17 protein-coding genes are annotated in these 15,827 nt (G+C 66.1%); 4 read left to right on the forward strand and 13 right to left on the reverse strand.

Translation table 11 applies throughout. The features are described from left to right. The first annotated feature begins 23 nt into the window (after positions 1–23). Positions 24–404, forward strand: a complete 381-nt coding sequence (locus QX108_RS30315; protein WP_315787123.1) for a hypothetical protein — start codon at positions 24–26, stop codon at positions 402–404. Position 405: 1 nt separating this feature from the next. Here the strand turns inward: QX108_RS30315 and QX108_RS30320 are convergent, their stop codons facing one another. The 3 genes from QX108_RS30320 to QX108_RS30330 form a co-directional block, all read right to left on the reverse strand. Further along, a complete protein-coding gene (locus tag QX108_RS30320) occupies positions 406–1,788 on the reverse strand; it encodes an AmpG family muropeptide MFS transporter (protein WP_315787125.1) in 1,383 nt (460 codons plus the stop codon). Positions 1,789–1,872: 84 nt separating this feature from the next. Next, positions 1,873–2,178: a GIY-YIG nuclease family protein gene (locus tag QX108_RS30325; RefSeq protein WP_315724225.1), complete on the reverse strand. Its 306-nt coding sequence runs from the start codon at positions 2,176–2,178 to the stop codon at positions 1,873–1,875. A 91-nt stretch (positions 2,179–2,269) separates the two neighbouring features. Then, a complete protein-coding gene (locus tag QX108_RS30330; protein WP_315787127.1) occupies positions 2,270–3,526 on the reverse strand; it encodes a DNA recombination protein RmuC in 1,257 nt (418 codons plus the stop codon). Between the two features lie 169 nt (positions 3,527–3,695). Here QX108_RS30330 and def point away from each other — a divergent pair, with 169 nt between their 5' ends. From def to truA, 3 genes are all read left to right on the forward strand, one after another. Then, the gene (gene def, locus QX108_RS30335) at positions 3,696–4,223 is read left to right on the forward strand and encodes a peptide deformylase (protein WP_315787129.1); all 528 of its coding nucleotides are present in this window, start codon (positions 3,696–3,698) and stop codon (positions 4,221–4,223) included. 179 nt (positions 4,224–4,402) lie between these two features. Next, positions 4,403–5,338 carry a methionyl-tRNA formyltransferase gene (gene fmt / locus QX108_RS30340; RefSeq protein ID WP_315787132.1) on the forward strand — a complete coding sequence of 312 codons (936 nt, stop codon included), beginning with the start codon at positions 4,403–4,405 and terminating at the stop codon, positions 5,336–5,338. Between the two features lie 115 nt (positions 5,339–5,453). Beyond that, entirely contained in the window at positions 5,454–6,191 is a 738-nt protein-coding gene (gene truA / locus QX108_RS30345) for a tRNA pseudouridine(38-40) synthase TruA (protein ID WP_315787134.1), read from the forward strand. A gap of 12 nt (positions 6,192–6,203) precedes the next feature. Here truA and dapE read toward each other — a convergent pair whose 3' ends face one another. The 10 genes from dapE to rnpA form a co-directional block, all read right to left on the reverse strand. Beyond that, complete coding sequence (gene dapE, locus QX108_RS30350; protein WP_315787136.1) at positions 6,204–7,358, reverse strand: succinyl-diaminopimelate desuccinylase; 1,155 nt, start codon at positions 7,356–7,358, stop codon at positions 6,204–6,206. Continuing rightward, positions 7,355–8,020, reverse strand: a complete 666-nt coding sequence (locus QX108_RS30355; RefSeq protein WP_315787138.1) for a DUF805 domain-containing protein — start codon at positions 8,018–8,020, stop codon at positions 7,355–7,357. The genes dapE and QX108_RS30355 overlap by 4 nt, the downstream gene beginning before the upstream one ends. A gap of 64 nt (positions 8,021–8,084) precedes the next feature. Continuing rightward, positions 8,085–8,930 (reverse strand): 2,3,4,5-tetrahydropyridine-2,6-dicarboxylate N-succinyltransferase, encoded by an 846-nt coding sequence (gene dapD / locus QX108_RS30360; protein ID WP_315787140.1) that lies wholly within the window; start codon positions 8,928–8,930, stop codon positions 8,085–8,087. 359 nt (positions 8,931–9,289) lie between these two features. Then, positions 9,290–9,985: a pyrimidine 5'-nucleotidase gene (locus QX108_RS30365; RefSeq protein WP_315787142.1), complete on the reverse strand. Its 696-nt coding sequence runs from the start codon at positions 9,983–9,985 to the stop codon at positions 9,290–9,292. Between the two features lie 205 nt (positions 9,986–10,190). After that, positions 10,191–11,252, reverse strand: a complete 1,062-nt coding sequence (locus QX108_RS30370) for a DUF1036 domain-containing protein (protein WP_315787145.1) — start codon at positions 11,250–11,252, stop codon at positions 10,191–10,193. Positions 11,253–11,371: 119 nt separating this feature from the next. Further along, complete coding sequence (gene argB / locus QX108_RS30375; protein WP_315724243.1) at positions 11,372–12,268, reverse strand: acetylglutamate kinase; 897 nt, start codon at positions 12,266–12,268, stop codon at positions 11,372–11,374. A 74-nt stretch (positions 12,269–12,342) separates the two neighbouring features. Further along, the gene (locus QX108_RS30380; protein WP_315724245.1) at positions 12,343–12,714 is read right to left on the reverse strand and encodes a DUF423 domain-containing protein; all 372 of its coding nucleotides are present in this window, start codon (positions 12,712–12,714) and stop codon (positions 12,343–12,345) included. Beyond that, on the reverse strand, positions 12,711–13,373 hold the full coding sequence (yihA, locus tag QX108_RS30385) for a ribosome biogenesis GTP-binding protein YihA/YsxC (RefSeq protein ID WP_315787147.1): 663 nt from the start codon (positions 13,371–13,373) through the stop codon (positions 12,711–12,713). Before yihA ends, QX108_RS30380 begins: the two co-directional genes overlap by 4 nt. A 147-nt stretch (positions 13,374–13,520) precedes the next feature. Next, on the reverse strand, positions 13,521–15,389 hold the full coding sequence (yidC, locus tag QX108_RS30390) for a membrane protein insertase YidC (protein WP_315787149.1): 1,869 nt from the start codon (positions 15,387–15,389) through the stop codon (positions 13,521–13,523). Next, entirely contained in the window at positions 15,386–15,823 is a 438-nt protein-coding gene (gene rnpA / locus QX108_RS30395; RefSeq protein WP_315724252.1) for a ribonuclease P protein component, read from the reverse strand. Before rnpA ends, yidC begins: the two co-directional genes overlap by 4 nt. Positions 15,824–15,827: the final 4 nt, after the last annotated feature.

The raw sequence follows: 15,827 nt of genomic DNA on the forward strand, positions 1-15,827 counted from the left end.
TGTGTATCGCTTGGGGGGTGCCGGTGAAGGTCGGATTTGTGTTCGTTACAGCTACACTCGCGACAATCTCGGCGGCAGTGTCCGAGGAAGTCGCCAAGGTCGATTTCGGCTATCCGGATGTTGCTGCCGCCATGGCCGGCCTGCGGGCCAAGCCGGGGATCAAGAGTTCTACGCGATCCGGCTGGACCATCTTCGAGGACGCCGACGCGCGAGCGGTCTGGTCGTTTCCGCCGCAAGATCACGCGGCCTATCCCACCGCGGTTCGCCGCCGCATGGTGCAGAAGGGTGATGAGGTGGTCATCGATATGGACGTTCGCTGCGAGGCCGCGAAGCCGGCCTGTGACGCCGTCGTTGCGGAGTTCGAGCGCCTCAACGACAAGGTTCGACAAGAACTCAAGCGCTAGCTCAAACGCGGGTCTGCAAACCGTCGAAATGTCCGCGCCGCTGCAGCCAGGCGAGCAGCACGAGACTCGGGATCGCGACCAGCACGCAGATCACGAAGAACAGCGGCCAGCCCGTCGCCTTCGCCACGTAGCCGGCGCCTGACGACAGATAGGTGCGCCCGACCGCGGCCAGCGCGGTGAGCAGCGCATATTGGGTCGCGGTGTGCAGCGGGTTCTGGCACAGCGCCGAGAGATAGGCGACGAAGATCACCGTGCCGATCGCGCTGGTGAAATTCTCTGCCGAGATCGCCAGCGCCAGGGCCCATTGATTGACGCCGACCACCGCGAGCCAGGAGAATGACAAATTGGCGAGCGCCTGCACCACGCCGCCGATCCAGAGACTTGTCGCAAGCGAATAGCGCCGCGCGACGAAGCCGCCGGCAAAGCCGCCGGCGAGCGTGGCGGCGAGGCCGACGCCTTTGACGATCGCGGCGTAGTCGACCTTGGTGAAACCGAGATCGATGACGAACGGCGCGGTCATCGTGCCGGAGAAGGCGTCGGTGAACTTGAACAGCACGACGAAGGCGAGCGCGGCCAGCGCATCGCGGCGGCCGAGGAATTCGAGGAAGGCGCCGGCGGCGGCCTGGGCCACGCGGGTGAGCGCGGTCTCGGCGCCCATGGCGGCCTCGGCCTGCTTCGACTGTGCCGGCTCGGTGGCGGCCAGCGCCGTGATGGTGCCAATCAGCACCAGGGCTGCCATGACGACGTAGCCCCACATCCAGGACGACGGACGCGACAGCCCTGCGTTCTCGAATGCGCTGACCACGACGAGCGCGCCGGCGGTCGAGACCAGCATGCCGATCCGATAGGCGGCGACGTAGGACGCCATGCCGGCGGCCTGCTCGCTCTCCGGCAGGCTCTCCACGCGAAAGGCGTCGACAACGATGTCCTGGGTCGACGACGTCGCCGCGACCAGCAGCGCGGCCAGCGCCACCATGAATGGCGCATGCGCCGGGTCGGTCAGCGCCAGCAGCAGGATGGCGGCGATGAGCAGGAGCTGCGCGAACACCAGCCAGCCGCGGCGTCGCCCGAACGCGCGCGTCAGCAGCGGCACATGCAGCGCGTCGACCAGCGGCGCCCACAGGAACTTCAAGGTGTAGGGCGTGCCGACCAGGGCGAACAAGCCGATGGTGCCGAGATCGACACCGAGCTCGCGCATCCAGATCTGCAGGGTCGAGCCGGACAGCGCCAGCGGCAGGCCCGAGGAGAAGCCGAGGAACAGCACGACGAGCACGCGCGGCTGCAGATAGACGGCCATGCTCTCGCGCCAGGTCGGGGCAGGGTTGGCCGGGCCGGGCGCAGCGCTGGTCGCGATATCGTGGGAAGAAGCCTCGGGTGCTGTCATACGCAGGTGGTAGCAGATTCCGCTGGTGCCACAAGCTCAGCTGTCATCGCCCGGCTTGACCGGGCGATCTAGTATCCCAGAGGCCTATCCATCGCCTCCCGCGATCTGCGGATAGAGATCGTTCCAGTCCGGGTTGTCCTTTTCGATCAAGGAGATCTTCCAGTCCCGCTGCCACTTCTTGAGTCGCTTCTCGCGATGAATGGCTTGCTCGATCTGTTCAAAGACTTCGAAGTAGACGAGTCGGGTCACGCCGTAGCGCTTGGTGAAGCTGTCGGAGACCTTGGATCTGTGCTCGGCGACCCGTCGAACCAGATCATTGGTCATGCCGATGTACAAGGTGCCGCCGATGTGGCTGGCGAGTATGTAGACGTAGTACGAGCGCGTACCCATCGGACGCCTCTGGGATACTGGATCGCCCGGTCAAGCCGGGCGATGACAGTGTTGTTGGATTGCCGCCACTTGCAACAACAGCAGATCGCTCTCACTCCCCCGCCTGCATCCGCCCCGCCAACGGAAACAGGTCCGGCGTCGCACCCGTGCCCGGCGCGATCCGCGGCGACTCCACCGCGGCGTCCGGCTTGCTGAAATCCAGCTCCTCGATGCGTGCCGCACGTTTCTCGATCTTGTCGGCGGAGATCAGGATCTGGCGGATGTCCTCGCCGACGTCGCCAAAATGCTTCTGCAGTTTCAGCACGCGCTCGCGCAGGCGGCCGAGATCGTCGCCGAGATGGATCACCTCGTTGCGGATCTGGTCGGCGGCATCGCGGATGCGGGCGTCCTTCATGATCTGCTGCATGACCTGGATCGCCAGCATCAGCAGCGACGGCGACACCAGCACGACACGGGCGCGATAGGCTTTCTGGATCACGTCGTCGAAACCATCGTGGATCTCGGCATAGACCGATTCCGACGGCACGAACATCAGCGCCGTATCCTGCGTCTCGCCGACGACGAGATACTTCTCGGCGATGTCGTTGACGTGGCGCATCACGTCGGTGCGCAGGCGCTGCGCGGCCGCGCGCTTCTCCTCCTCGGTGTCGGCATCATGCAGCGCGGTCACGGCTTCGAGCGGAAACTTGGCGTCGATGCAGAGCGGCCTGCTGTCGGGTAGGAATACGACGCAGTCCGGCCGCTTGCCGCTGGCGAGCGTGTACTGGAACGCGTAGCTGCCCTTCGGCAATCCGTCCTGGACGATCGCCTCCATCCGCGCCTGGCCGAATGCGCCGCGCGACTGCTTGTTGGCGAGCACGTCGCGCAAGGTGGACACCTGCGTGGTCAACTCGCTCAGATCGCGATGCGCGTTGTCGATGATGCCGAGCCGTTCGTGCAGGACGCGCAAGCTATCCATGGTGTGCCGCGTGGTCTGCTCCATCGACTGGCCGACGCGGTGGGTGACGGCGTCGAGCCGCTCGTTGACGCTGCGGGCGAGATCCACCTGCCGGCCGGCGAGCAGTTGCGCCATGGCGTCGACCCGGCCGGAGGCCTCGCTCTGCACCCGGATCATCTCGCCGAACCGCTGTTCGATCTCCTCGGTGCGCATCGCCTGCTGGGCGGCAAGCTCCGCGCTCCGCCGTCCGGAGCGGGCCACCGCCAGGCCGATCATCATGAGCAGAAGCAGCACCAGCACGCCAAACCCGATCAGCGCGTCGCTGGCGCGGACGGGCAGGTCGCCGATCATGACGACGACAGGATTGAGCGCAGAATTCAGCGCAGGATTCAGCGATTGGCTGGCGGTCATCACCCCCGTCTATCCGATTCGCAAACCGTCGCGAACGAAGAGAGAACATTTATGGTTAAGGCCGGGTTAAGAAGTATGGTTAACGGATCGTTGAAATTCATGGTTAGCGAACTCTTAACCGCGCGTCCTCACATTGACCGCGCCTGTTCCGGGGCTTAAATCGCGCGCCATGTCCTTAAGAGAAATCATCATCCTGCCGGACCGGCAGCTCCGGCTGGTGTCCAAGCCTGTCGAGAAGGTCACGCCGGACATCCGGCAGCTGGTCGACGACATGTTTCAGACCATGTACGACGCGCCCGGCATCGGGCTCGCGGCGATCCAGGTCGCGCAGCCGCTGCGCGTCATCACGATGGATCTGGCCAAACCTGACTCCGGCGGCGAGACCAAGCGCGAGCCGCGGGTGTTCATCAATCCCGAGATCATCGCCAAGTCAGATGAGCTGTCGGTGTATGAGGAAGGGTGCCTGTCGATCCCCGAATATTACGAGGAGGTCGAGCGGCCGGCGCGGGTGCGCGTGCGCTTCACCGATCTCGACGGCGTGGTCCGCGAGGAGGATGCCGAGGGGCTCTACGCCACCTGCATCCAGCACGAGATCGACCATCTCAACGGCGTGCTGTTCATCGACTACCTGTCGAAGCTCAAGCGCGATCGCGTCATGAAGAAGTTCACCAAGGCCGCCAAGCGGGCGGGCGAGTAACGATCAACTCTCTCCTTCGTCATGCCCGGGCCTGACTCGGGCATCCACGTCTTGCCCCTCGCGCTGGCATTGCGACGTGGATGGCCGGGCCTACGCCGCGCCGAAGGGGCTTCGGCCCCGCAGGCGGGACAAGCCCGGCCATGACAGCGGAGTAGAGGCTTTGCAGGGTCTCAGACCACATGCCACTTCGCCTGATCTTCATGGGCACGCCGGATTTCGCCGTGCCCACTCTGCTCGAGCTCGCCGGCCACGGCCACGAGATCGTGGCCGTCTACACCCGTGCGCCGAAGCCCGGCGGCCGCCGTGGCCTCGCGCTGCAGCCGACGCCGATCGAGACCGAGGCGCGCCGGCTCGGCATCCCCGTGCTCACGCCGAAGACGCTGAAGACCGAGGAGGCCTTGGCGGAGTTTCGCGCCCATGAGGCCGATGCCGCGGTCGTTGTCGCCTATGGCATGATCCTGCCGCAGGCGATTCTCGATACGCCCAAGCTCGGCTGCTACAACCTGCATGCCTCGCTGCTGCCGCGCTGGCGCGGCGCCGCGCCAATCAACCGTGCGATCATGGCCGGTGATGCCGAGAGCGGCGTGATGGTGATGAAGATGGATGTCGGCCTCGACACCGGCGACGTCGCGATGGCCGAGCGGTTGCCGATTACGGACGCGATGACGGCCTCCGATCTGCACGATCGGCTCTCGCGCATCGGCGCCGACCTGATGGTGCGCGCGATGGCGGCGCTTGAGCGTGGCGGACTGACATTGACCAAGCAAGCCGAGGACGGCGTGACCTACGCCGCCAAGATCGACAAGGCCGAGGCGCGGATCGACTGGGCGAAGCCGGCGCACGCCGTACTGCGCCACATCCACGGCCTGTCGCCGTTCCCCGGCGCCTGGAGCGAGGTCGTGTTGGACGGCGAGGCGGTGCGCCTGAAGATCCTGCGCTGCGCGCTGGCCGACGGCGCGGGCGAGCCGGGCACCGTGCTGGACGACCAACTCACCATCGCCTGCGCCGATGGCGCCATCCGCATCACCGAGCTGCAGCGCGCCGGCAAGGGCCCGATGAAGGCCGCGGATTTCCTGCGCGGCACGCCCGTTGCGCCGGGCCTGCGCTTCGGCTGATATTTCAGCTCGTCATGCGCAGGCTTGACCCGCGCATCCATCTCGCGAACAAGCTTCGTTCCTGGATGGATTGCCGGGTCAAGCCCGGCAATGACGGCCAAATACGATCGAGGCGATGCCCCGCTACAAGCTCACCATCGAATATGACGGCACTCCCTTCTGCGGCTGGCAATTGCAGGAGACGCTGCCGTCGGTGCAGGGCGCACTGGAGAGGGCGGTGCAAGCGACCTGCGGAGTGCCGACCCGCGTGCACGGCTCCGGCCGCACCGATGCCGGAGTCCACGCCACGGGGCAGGTCGCGCATTGCGACATCGACAAGGAGTTCCGGCCGGACAAGCTGCGAGATGCGCTCAACGCGCATCTGCGGCCCAATCCTGTCGCGGTGCTCGACGCCGAGATCGTGCCCGACACCTTTGAGGCGCGCTTCTCCGCGCGCAAGCGGCACTACCGCTATCGCATCGTCAATCGCCGCTCGAACCTCGCGCTCGAGGTCGGCCGCGTCTGGCGCGTGCCGCAGCGGCTCGATTCCGATGCGATGCACGTCGCGGCGCAGCGCCTGATCGGAAAGCATGATTTCACGACCTTCCGCGACACCGAGTGCCAGGCCAAGTCGCCGGACAAGACGCTCGATCAGCTCGACGTCGTGCGAGAGGGCGACGCGATCACCATCGTCACGTCGGCGCGGTCCTACCTGCACAGCCAAGTGCGCTCGATGGTCGGCTCGCTGGTGTGGGTCGGGCAGGGCCGCTGGACTGCGGACGATCTCGCGGCTGCGCTCGCCGCGCGCAACCGCGCGGCCTGTGGCGTGGTCGCGCCGCCGGAAGGCCTGTATCTCGTGAAGGTCGATTACTAGAGCGGCGCTTGGCTACGCAAAATAGCGATCGAGGATGCCGCGATAGATCTTGGTCAAGGTCGCGATGTCGGCGACGGAGGCGCGCTCGTCGATCTGGTGCATGGTCTGGCCGACCAGGCCGAACTCGATGACCGGACAGTAGGATGAGATGAAGCGGGCATCCGAGGTGCCGCCGGTGGTGGACAGCTCCGGCTTGCGGCCCGTCACCTCTTCGATGGCGGCGACCGCGAGATCGGTGAACGGGCCCGGCTTGGTCAGGAACACGTTGGAGTTCGACGGCAGCCAGTCGATATGGGCGCGGATGCGGTTGCCGCAGGCTTTCGCCAGCCGCTCCTCGACCAGCGCACGCAGCGACTGCTGCGTATGGCAGTCATTGTAGCGGATGTTGAACTTCGCCCGCGCGATCCCCGCGATGACGTTGGTGGCGGTGTTGCCGACGTCGACGGTGGTGAATTCGAGGTTCGACGGCTGGAACTGCGCGCTGCCATGGTCGAGCGGCTCGTCCGACAGCGCCACGATCAGCCGCGAGATGTCCGGCACCGGGTTGGAGGCGCGATGCGGATAGGCGACGTGGCCCTGCTTGCCCTCGACGATGAGCGTGCCGGACTGCGAGCCGCGGCGGCCGATCTTGATGCAGTCGCCCATGACTTCCTGGTTCGACGGCTCGCCGAGTACGCAGTGATCGAAGCGTTCGCCGCGCTCGGCGGCCCATTGCAGCAGCTTGATGGTGCCGTTGATCGAGACGTCCTCTTCGTCGCCGGTGATGAGGAACGAGATCGAGCCCTTCGGCTGTCCGCCGTGGTCACGCAGATAGGCGAGCGCAGCCGCCACGCTGCAGGCGATGCCGCCCTTCATGTCGACCGCGCCGCGGCCGTAGATATAGCCGTCCTTCACCTCGCCGGAAAATGCGCCAAGGCTCCACGCGGCTTCGTCGCCGGGCGGCACCACGTCGGTATGGCCGGCGAAGGTGATGTGCGGCCGTTCGGTTCCGATGCGGGCATAAAGATTGTCGATGTCGGCGGTGCCGGCTTCCGAGAAGGTGACACGATGCGTGGTGAAACCCGCGTCTTTCAGCAGGGCTTCGAGCACGCCGAGCGCGCCGGCATCGGCCGGGGTGACGGAAGGGCAGCGGATCAGGTCGCGGGTGATGGTGAGGGCATCGGTCATGCCCTCCGCTTATCATGCTCGTTCGGCGGCGGGCTAGTGCAGCCGATTGCCGCTTCCGCCAGCGGCGTGCCGGCGACCTGCGGGATGAATTCCAGCTCCTGGTGCTGGTTCCATCCGGGGCGCGGCGATCTGGGGCGCTGGCCGTCAGGGCGGACCTTCGGCAGTGGATTGGGTCCGAAGCGGTTGGTCCAGGGGGCGCCGGCCAGGCAGTACAACTCGATGAAACCCCACAGCGAGAGCAGCGCGGCGATCGCTCCAAGGATGATCGGAAGCACAGTCCCCGGCAGGCGGTCCGCGAATTGGTCGACGAGGCCCGGAACGACGAACATCGGCACCGTCCACCAACCGCTCTTGTCGCGGTCATGCAGGCGCTTGACCGCGCCCGCGGCGAAGACCCAGGCGAATACGGGGGTGAGAACGACATGGACCGCCGACCGCACGACATCGGCGCGCGCCAAGCCGCGATAGGTGTCGGGGTCGAGGACCGCAAAAATGCTCGTCAGATTGAAGCTGGCGGCAGCAGTGCCGCCCAGCAGCTTGCTGACGCCGGCCATCAGCGCGGCGGCGAGCAACATCCAGCCGAAGATCACCAGCAGCGACAGCCAGAGCTTGGCGCGGTTGATCCGGCCGTCGAAGCGGAACAGAAACCAGATCCAATCCATGGGCAATCTCCGGACGGCGCGACCGGTCCGGAGATTCGTCGCTGCGGTTGCAGCCGTGGTTCGATCAGTCGCGCAGCAGCTCGTTGATCGAGGTCTTGGAGCGGGTACGCTCGTCGACGCGCTTGACGATCACGGCGCAGGCCGTGCTCGGGCCGATCTGGCCGTTCTTCATCGGCTTGCCCGGCAGTGCGCCCGGCACCACCACCGCGTATTCCGGCACCTCGCCGACGAAGGTCTCGCCGGTCTCGCGGTCGACGATCTTGGTCGAGGCGCTCAGGAACACGCCCATCGCCAGCACCGCGCCCTTGCGCACGATGACGCCCTCGGCGACCTCCGAGCGCGCGCCGATGAAGCAGTCATCCTCAATGATGACGGGGCCGGCCTGCAGCGGCTCCAGCACGCCGCCGATGCCGACGCCGCCGGAGATGTGCACGCGCTTGCCGATCTGGGCGCAGGAGCCGACTGTCGACCAGGTGTCGACCATGGTCGCCTCATCGACATGGGCGCCGAGATTGACGAAGGACGGCATCAGCACGACGTTCTTGGCGATGAAGGCCGAGCGGCGCACGATCGCGCCGGGCACGGCGCGGAAGCCGGCATCGCGAAAACGGTTCTCGCCCCAGCCCTCGAACTTCGACGGCACCTTGTCCCACCACGACGCCTGGCCGGGGCCGCCGGGGATCACGCTCATGTCGTTGAGACGAAACGACAGCAGCACGGCCTTCTTCAGCCACTGGTTGACGCTCCACTTGCCATCCGCAGCCCGCTCGGCGACACGCGCCTCGCCCTTGTCGAGCAGCTCCAGCGCGCTCTCCACGGCGTCGCGCACCTCGCCCTTGGTCGAGGTCGAGACCCCGTCACGGGCGTCGAAGGCGCTGTTGATGGTGGATTCCAGGGCGGACAGTGACATCGGTCGATCCTCGCTTGGTCCCGGGCGGGTCGCCTGGGTCGGTCATGTACGAGCAGGGTGGGGCAGGCCGGCTTTTTCGGAGTTTGGGGCAGGGGAGTCAAGTTCACTCCGCCGTCGTCCCGGACAAGCGGAGCGCCACGCTGTCTGCTCATGCGAAGGCTCTCGCGCGCGAGCGCCGATCCGGGACCCATAACCACAGGGAGATGTGATGGGCTCATCCTGAGCCATTTGCGTGCCTCACTCATCCGCCTGTGGTTATGGGTCCCGGGTCAAGCCCGGGACGACACCGAGTTTGGCGGACCGCCGTCGCAACTCACGACCAGCGAGCCGGCCGCTTGTCCGGGACGACGCGGCGAGGATCAGGCAGCCACCAGCCGCTGCAGGAACCCGGTCAAATCGTCCGTGACGTGATCGACATGCGGATCGTCGCGCCCCGCCAGCTCCCAATCCTCGCGCACCACCTCCTTGGTGCCGTCGGGCACCACCAGCACCGTGGTCATGCCGAGGTCGTGCGGCACGACGAGGTTGCGCGCGAGGTCCTCGAACATCGCGGCACGCGTCGGATCGACATCGTGCAGCCCCAGGAATTTGTCATAAGTTTCGCGTGCCGGCTTGGGCGTCAACTCGGCAGCCTTGATGTCGAATACGCCGTGGAAATGGTCGGCGATGCCGAGCCGCGCCAGCACGGCGTCGACATGGTCGACCGAGCCGTTGGTCAGGATCAGCTTGCGTCCCGGCAACTGCTCGATCGCAGCCCCCATCGCCGGGTTCGCCTCCAGCGGCGAATGGTCGATCTTGTGCACGTAGGCCAGGAAGTCGTCGGCGTGCACGCCATGTTCGGTCATCATGCCGCGCATCGTTGTGCCGTAACGGCGGTAGTAGTCCTTTTGAATCCGGCGTGCCTCGTCCGCATCGACCTTGAGCCAGTTGGACACGAACTCGCCGATCCGCGCATCCACCTGCTGCCACAGATTGACGTGATGCGGATACAGCGTGTTGTCGAGATCGAACACCCAGGTGTCGACGTGATCGAAGGCGCGGGGGGATTTTGTCATTGTTGCCTCGATCGGTTCTGCCCGGCTGGCGCATCATATTCCGTCGTCGTCCCGGCGAAAGCCGGGACCCATACCGCGGAAGCTATCTTGGGGCACGATGGCTGACGCCGGCGACCCACGCCACGTCCGGTGGTTATGGATCCCGGCGTTCGCCGGGATGACGGCTGAGTTTTTGGCGGCGTTGCACGCAACATCGACACGACCATCACGGCAGCGCAAAGCGCAGCGTCTTGCCGCCGCGGGTGATGTCGACAGCGGTGAAGCCGGTCGCGGTGAAGCCGCGGCTCGGGCAGTCGCCCTGCTCGGTGGTCTCGAACTTGTTCTCGCGCGTGCAGAGCTGCACCAGGCCGCCCCAGTTCAGCGGCTTGTTCTTCAGCTTGATGGTGCGGTTCTCGTCGTCGACCGCCTCCGCAAAGCTGTAGACCTTCTTCGGCTGACCCGTGATGTCCGGATGCAGGCACTTGCCGGCATCGATGCGATACCAGCCGCGGCTGACCACCGTGCGCCCATCATCGGTGCCGACCGCCGCCATCACCTTGTGCGGCGTGTCATTGCACCAGGTCAACCCGGTCGGCGAGGGCGTCTGCACGGCCTCTACCATGGTCGCGAAAAAACTCGGCTGCGATACGACGTCGGACGACAGGCCTCGGCTCTTCAAAAAGGCGGCGAGCGCAGCCTGCGTCTTCGGCCCGTCGACGCCGTCGATCGGCGAGGCGTCGTAGCCGGCAATGCCGAGCAGCCGCTGGATGCCGGCGAGCCGGGCCTGCTCGTCGTCATACTCCGCGCTCTCGGCGAGATAGGCAATCAGCGTGCCGTCGTCGGTCTTGGTCGGCGTCACCTGCGTGAACGCCGCCGGCGTCTGTCCCGTGCGGCACTGCCGGGCGGCAGCGATGACGAAATTGTCGGATGCCACGCACAGCTGGTCATTGCCGTTCGCGGCGAGCGGCGAGGCGCCATACAGGCTGAGCGCGCGGGCATGAAGGAGGATGCGGTCTGCCGTCAGCGTGCCCTGCAACACCACGCGGCAGGTGGCGGGATCGAGCCGGAACCAGCCGCGCGTCGCGGTCGCCGCCTTCTCGTCGATGCCGATCGCGGCCTCGACGACGTAGCTCATGCGGTTGCAGAGCTTGAGGTCGGCGCGGGCGGGCGTCGCCGTGGCGATGAGTGGAAGAAGGATGGTGGCAACAGTTAGCGCCACGCGAGTCCGGACGGAGTAGGCTTGGCGCGCTCTCTCCGCGTCATGCCCGGGCTTGACCCGGGCATCCACGTCTCTCCGTTCGGCACTGCCGCGAGACGTGGATGGCCGGGCCTCCGCCGCGCCGGAGCGGCTTCGGCCGCGCAGGCGGGTCAAGCCCGGCCATGACGTCGAGAGATGGTCGTGGCTGCTCACTTGTGGATCAGCGTGCCCGTGCCCTGGTTGGTGAACAGCTCGAGCAGCACGGCATGCGATACCTTGCCGTCGAGGATCACGACGCCCTGGACGCCCTGCTCGAGCGCGTAGATGCAGGTCTCGACCTTCGGAATCATGCCGCCCGAGATCGTGCCGTCGGCGATCAGCTTGCGCGCATCCTTGACCGACAGTTCCGGGATGAGCTTCTTCGACTTGTCGAGCACGCCGGGCACGTCGGTCAGCAGCAGCAGCCGCTTGGCCTTGAGCGCGCCTGCGACCGCGCCCGCGAAGGTATCGGCGTTGACGTTGAACGTCTGGCCGTCCTTCGAGGTCGCGAGCGGTGCGAGGATCGGGATCAGCTCGTAGCCGATCAGCTGGTTGAGAAGCGTGAGATCGACCTTGTCGGGTTCGCCGACAAAGCCGAGATCGACCACCTTCTCGATATGGCTGTCGGGATCGACCATGGTGCGGGTCGCCTTGACGGCGCGCACCATGTTGCCGTCCTTGCCGCACAGGCCGACGGCCTTGCCGCCGGCTTCATTGATATAGCCGACCAGCTGCTTGTTGATCGAGCCTGCCAGTACCATCTCGACGATCTCGATGGTCGCGGCGTCGGTGATGCGCAGCCCCGCGGCGAATTCGGAGACGATGCCGAGCCGCTTGAGCATGGTCGCGATCTGCGGCCCGCCGCCATGCACCACCACCGGGTTGATCGCGGTCTGCTCGAGCAGCACGATGTCGCGCGCGAACGCCTTGGCGGTGTCCTCGTCGCCCATGGCGTGGCCGCCATATTTGATGACGATGGTTTCGTCGTCATACTCCTGCATGTGCGGGAGCGCTTCGGACAGGATGCGGGCCTGATCGAGCGGGCTGATGGTGGTCGCGTCGGTCATGTCGGGGGGATCTCGGCTATCGGGACGTCGGGCGCGGTTCTATCCGATTGCCGGGCGCGGCGCAAAGCGCCGGATCAGCCGCGCCGCGGCCACAGCGCCGCGAGGGCGAGCACGAGCCAGCTCGCGATCTGCAAGCTGCCGCCGACCGGTGCCGCGAACGGAAACAGCCGGTCGCCGGTGAACTGCCGCATCAGGAGATCGCCGGCGAAGAGCGCGGGACCCAGCACCAGGCCGAACGCGGCGACGAGTCCGATGCGCCGATGAACCACGCCGCGCTCGGCCAGGGCAACCGCGCCGAGCAGGGCGCAGGCGTGGAACAGCAGCATGGTCGAGGCGGTCGCGAGCCGCGATGCATCGGCATCGTGCGCGGCTTTCGCGGCCAGCGCCACGCCGGCGGCCCCCATCAGCCCGGCGAGCGCGATCAGCAGCCGCCACAGCTTCGTCATGCGCCGCGTTCCTCCAGCAGTCGCGCCATCGCCGCGCGCAGCTCCGGCATGCCGGTGCCCGAGCGGGACGACGTGGCCAGAACCTGCGGGAATGCCGCCGGATGCTTGGCGAGCGCAGCCTCGGTCTCGGCGATGCGGGCCGTGAGTTCGGCCGGCTTGATCTGGTCGGCCTTGGTCAGCACCAGCTGATAGCTGACGGCGGACCGGTCGAGCGTCTTGAGGATGTCCTGGTCGACCTCCTTCAGCCCGTGGCGGGCGTCGATCAGCACATAGACGCGGGCGAGGCTGGCGCGGCCGAGCAGGAATTTGTGGATCAGCTCGGTCCAGGACGCGACCTTGGTCTTGGCCGCAGCGGCATAGCCATAGCCGGGCATGTCGACCAGCCGCAGCGGCGCATAGTCGGGCCCCTCGAAGAAGATCAGCTCCTGGGTCCGGCCGGGCGTGTGCGAGGTGCGCGCCAGCGCGTTCTGGCCGGTCAGCGCGTTGATCAGGCTGGACTTGCCGACATTGGAGCGGCCGGCAAAGGCGACCTCGACGGCCCCCATCGGCGGCAGGCTCTCGATCGACGGCGAGGCGTGCGTGAAGCGCCACGCCTGCGCAAACAGCTTGCGGCCCTTTTCGATCAGGCGCTCATCGATGTCGCTGCTGGTGGTCGTCATAGCTTTCGCCTCTCCGTCATGTCCGGGCTTGCCCCGGGCATCCACGTCGTCATTGCCGGCTCTCAAGACGTGGATGGCCGGGACAAGCCCGGCCATGACGCAAACTTTCATCGCTTCAGCGGGTGAACTCTCACGCCGCGGTCCTCGTCACGCCGGCTTCTTCTTGAACGTGCCCTTGATGTTGTCGAACAGCTCCACCTTCACGCCGTTGCGGCGCATGATGAAGCCCTGCTGCAGCACCGACAGCGTGTTGTTCCAGGCCCAGTAGATCACGAGACCGGCCGGGAAGCCCGCGAGCATGAAAGTGAAGATCAGCGGCATCCAGTTGAAGATCATCGCCTGGGTCGGATCCGGCGGCGTCGGGTTCAGCTTCATCTGGAACCACATCGTGATGCCCATGATGATCGGCCAGATGCCGAGCGCGAGGTAATGGCCGAACAACGGCAGCTGCGTCGGATCGAACGGGATCAGGCCGAACAGCGTGAACAGGTTGGTCGGATCCGGCGCCGAGAGGTCCTTGATCCAGCCGTAGAACGGCGCGTGCCGCATCTCGATGGTGACGAACAGCACCTTGTAGAGCGAGAAGAACACCGGGATCTGCAGCACGACCGGAAGACAGCCGGCGACCGGGTTGATCTTTTCCTTCTTGTAGATCTCCATCATCTCCTGCTGCTGCTTCATCCGGTCGTCCGGATAGCGCTCCTTGAGCGCCTGCAGCTGCGGCTGGATCGCCTTCATCTTGGCCATCGAGGCGTAGGACTTGTTGGCGAGCGGGAAGAACAGCAGCTTCACCAGCACCGTCACCAGCAGGATCGAGATGCCGAAATTGCCGAAGAAGCGGAAGAAGAAGTCGAGCGCCAGGAACATCGGCTTGGTCAGGAAGTAGAACCAGCCCCAGTCGATCAAGAGATCGAAATGGTTGAGCCCGAGCTTCTGATTGTAGCCGCCGAGGCCGCCGAGCGGGAAGTTGATGCCGACGACGCCGGCCTCCTTGGCGCCGGCGAACAGCCGGGTCGAGACGGATGCCGAGCCGCCGGCTGGAACCGTCTGCGGGTTCTCGACATAGTCGGTCTGGTAGCGATGCTGGTTGTCGACCAGCTTCGACGAATAGTTCGCCTGCAGCCGCGCATCCGTCATCGGCAGCAGCGCCGTCGCCCAATATTTGTCGGTGATGCCGAGCCAGCCATTGGTGACGTCGAACTTCGCTGCCTTGTCGTCGTCGATCTTCTTGTAGGTGTATTCCTGCAGGCCCTTCTCGCCGAGATAGCCGATCAGGCCTTCATGCAGGATGTAGTAGCCCGAGACGTGCGGCGTGCCGTGGCGCGAGATCAGGCCATACGGGTACAGCGTCACCGGTGCGTTGCCGGCGTTGGTGACGTCGTCCTTGATCGTGAAGAGATAGTGATCGTCGACGGAGATGGTGCGCTGGAAGGTCAGGCCGTCGCCGTTGGTGGTGGTCAGCTTGACCGGTGTCGACGGCGTCAGCGCGTTGGAGCCGTCCTGCTGCCAGACCGTGTTCTGATCGGGCACCTGGACCTTGGCGCCGGCGGCGTTGACCCAGCCGAATTCCGCATAATAGGGCTCGGCGGTGCTGGACGGCGAGAACAGCACGATGGCCGGCGACTTCGGATCGACCGTCTCGCGATACTGTACGAAGGCCAGATCGTCGATGCGCGCGCCCTTGAGCGAGATGCTGCCGGTGAGGCGCGGCGTGTCGATCTTGACGCGGGGGGTGGCGGCGATCGCCGTCTCGCGCGGCATCACGCCGCTGGCGCTGGGCGCTGCGCCGCCCGGTGCGCTCGGGCTGCCCGACGCCGCGGCTCCCGGCTGCGGCGTGGCAGACGGCGCGGTGCTGTCGGACTGCGCGGCCGGTGCCTGCTTCTTGGCAAGCTCGGCCTGCATCTGCGCGCGCTGCCGCTCCTTCTCCATCTGCGGGCCATTGTAGAAGACCTGCCAGAGGATCAGCACGAGGCCGGACAGGATGACGGCGAGGATGGTGTTGCGATTGTCGGTCATCGTTTTCTTATCGTCTCGTCATTCAATCCGGTTTCACGGGAATGCGCGTCCGGTGCGGGAGCATTGCGCCTGTGCGCATCCGATGGCTTGCGCGGCTGCGGCTTGGCCTGCGGCCGGTCGAGGCGGCGAAGCGTCGCCTGGAGATCGTCGAGCATGGTCTGGAAATCGCGCGACAGCGCATCGCGTCGGCCGATCAGCACATAGTCGCTGTGCGGCCGTAGCGACAGGGGATCGAGCCGTTTCACAAGCTCGCGCAACCGCCGACGGATGCGATTACGCTCCGTGGCGGTGCCATTCTTCTTGGTGACGGTAAAGCCGATCCGGATCGCGCCCTGGTCCGCGCGCTCGCGCCGCTGGACCACGAAGGCAGGGCTGTTCGCCCGCACGCCATCGGCAACGGCGAGGAAGTCCGCCCGCTGCCGCAGCCGATCCATGATG

Source organism: Bradyrhizobium sp. SZCCHNR1002, assembly GCF_032381435.1.
Taxonomy (GTDB): Bacteria; Pseudomonadota; Alphaproteobacteria; order Rhizobiales; family Xanthobacteraceae; genus Bradyrhizobium; species Bradyrhizobium aeschynomenes.

Bases quoted from the DNA above. Each gene is read 5' to 3' on its own strand.
- QX108_RS30320 (WP_315787125.1), bottom strand. From the start codon at position 1,788: ATGACAGCACCCGAGGCTTCTTCCCACGATATCGCGACCAGCGCTGCG.
- QX108_RS30325 (WP_315724225.1), bottom strand. From the start codon at position 2,178: ATGGGTACGCGCTCGTACTACGTCTACATACTCGCCAGCCACATCGGC.
- QX108_RS30330 (WP_315787127.1), bottom strand. From the start codon at position 3,526: ATGACCGCCAGCCAATCGCTGAATCCTGCGCTGAATTCTGCGCTCAAT.
- def (WP_315787129.1), top strand. From the start codon at position 3,696: ATGTCCTTAAGAGAAATCATCATCCTGCCGGACCGGCAGCTCCGGCTG.
- fmt (WP_315787132.1), top strand. From the start codon at position 4,403: ATGCCACTTCGCCTGATCTTCATGGGCACGCCGGATTTCGCCGTGCCC.
- truA (WP_315787134.1), top strand. From the start codon at position 5,454: ATGCCCCGCTACAAGCTCACCATCGAATATGACGGCACTCCCTTCTGC.
- dapE (WP_315787136.1), bottom strand. From the start codon at position 7,358: ATGACCGATGCCCTCACCATCACCCGCGACCTGATCCGCTGCCCTTCC.
- QX108_RS30355 (WP_315787138.1), bottom strand. From the start codon at position 8,020: ATGGATTGGATCTGGTTTCTGTTCCGCTTCGACGGCCGGATCAACCGC.
- dapD (WP_315787140.1), bottom strand. From the start codon at position 8,930: ATGTCACTGTCCGCCCTGGAATCCACCATCAACAGCGCCTTCGACGCC.
- QX108_RS30365 (WP_315787142.1), bottom strand. From the start codon at position 9,985: ATGACAAAATCCCCCCGCGCCTTCGATCACGTCGACACCTGGGTGTTC.
- argB (WP_315724243.1), bottom strand. From the start codon at position 12,268: ATGACCGACGCGACCACCATCAGCCCGCTCGATCAGGCCCGCATCCTG.
- QX108_RS30380 (WP_315724245.1), bottom strand. From the start codon at position 12,714: ATGACGAAGCTGTGGCGGCTGCTGATCGCGCTCGCCGGGCTGATGGGG.
- yihA (WP_315787147.1), bottom strand. From the start codon at position 13,373: ATGACGACCACCAGCAGCGACATCGATGAGCGCCTGATCGAAAAGGGC.
- yidC (WP_315787149.1), bottom strand. From the start codon at position 15,389: ATGACCGACAATCGCAACACCATCCTCGCCGTCATCCTGTCCGGCCTC.
- rnpA (WP_315724252.1), bottom strand. From the start codon at position 15,823: ATGGATCGGCTGCGGCAGCGGGCGGACTTCCTCGCCGTTGCCGATGGC.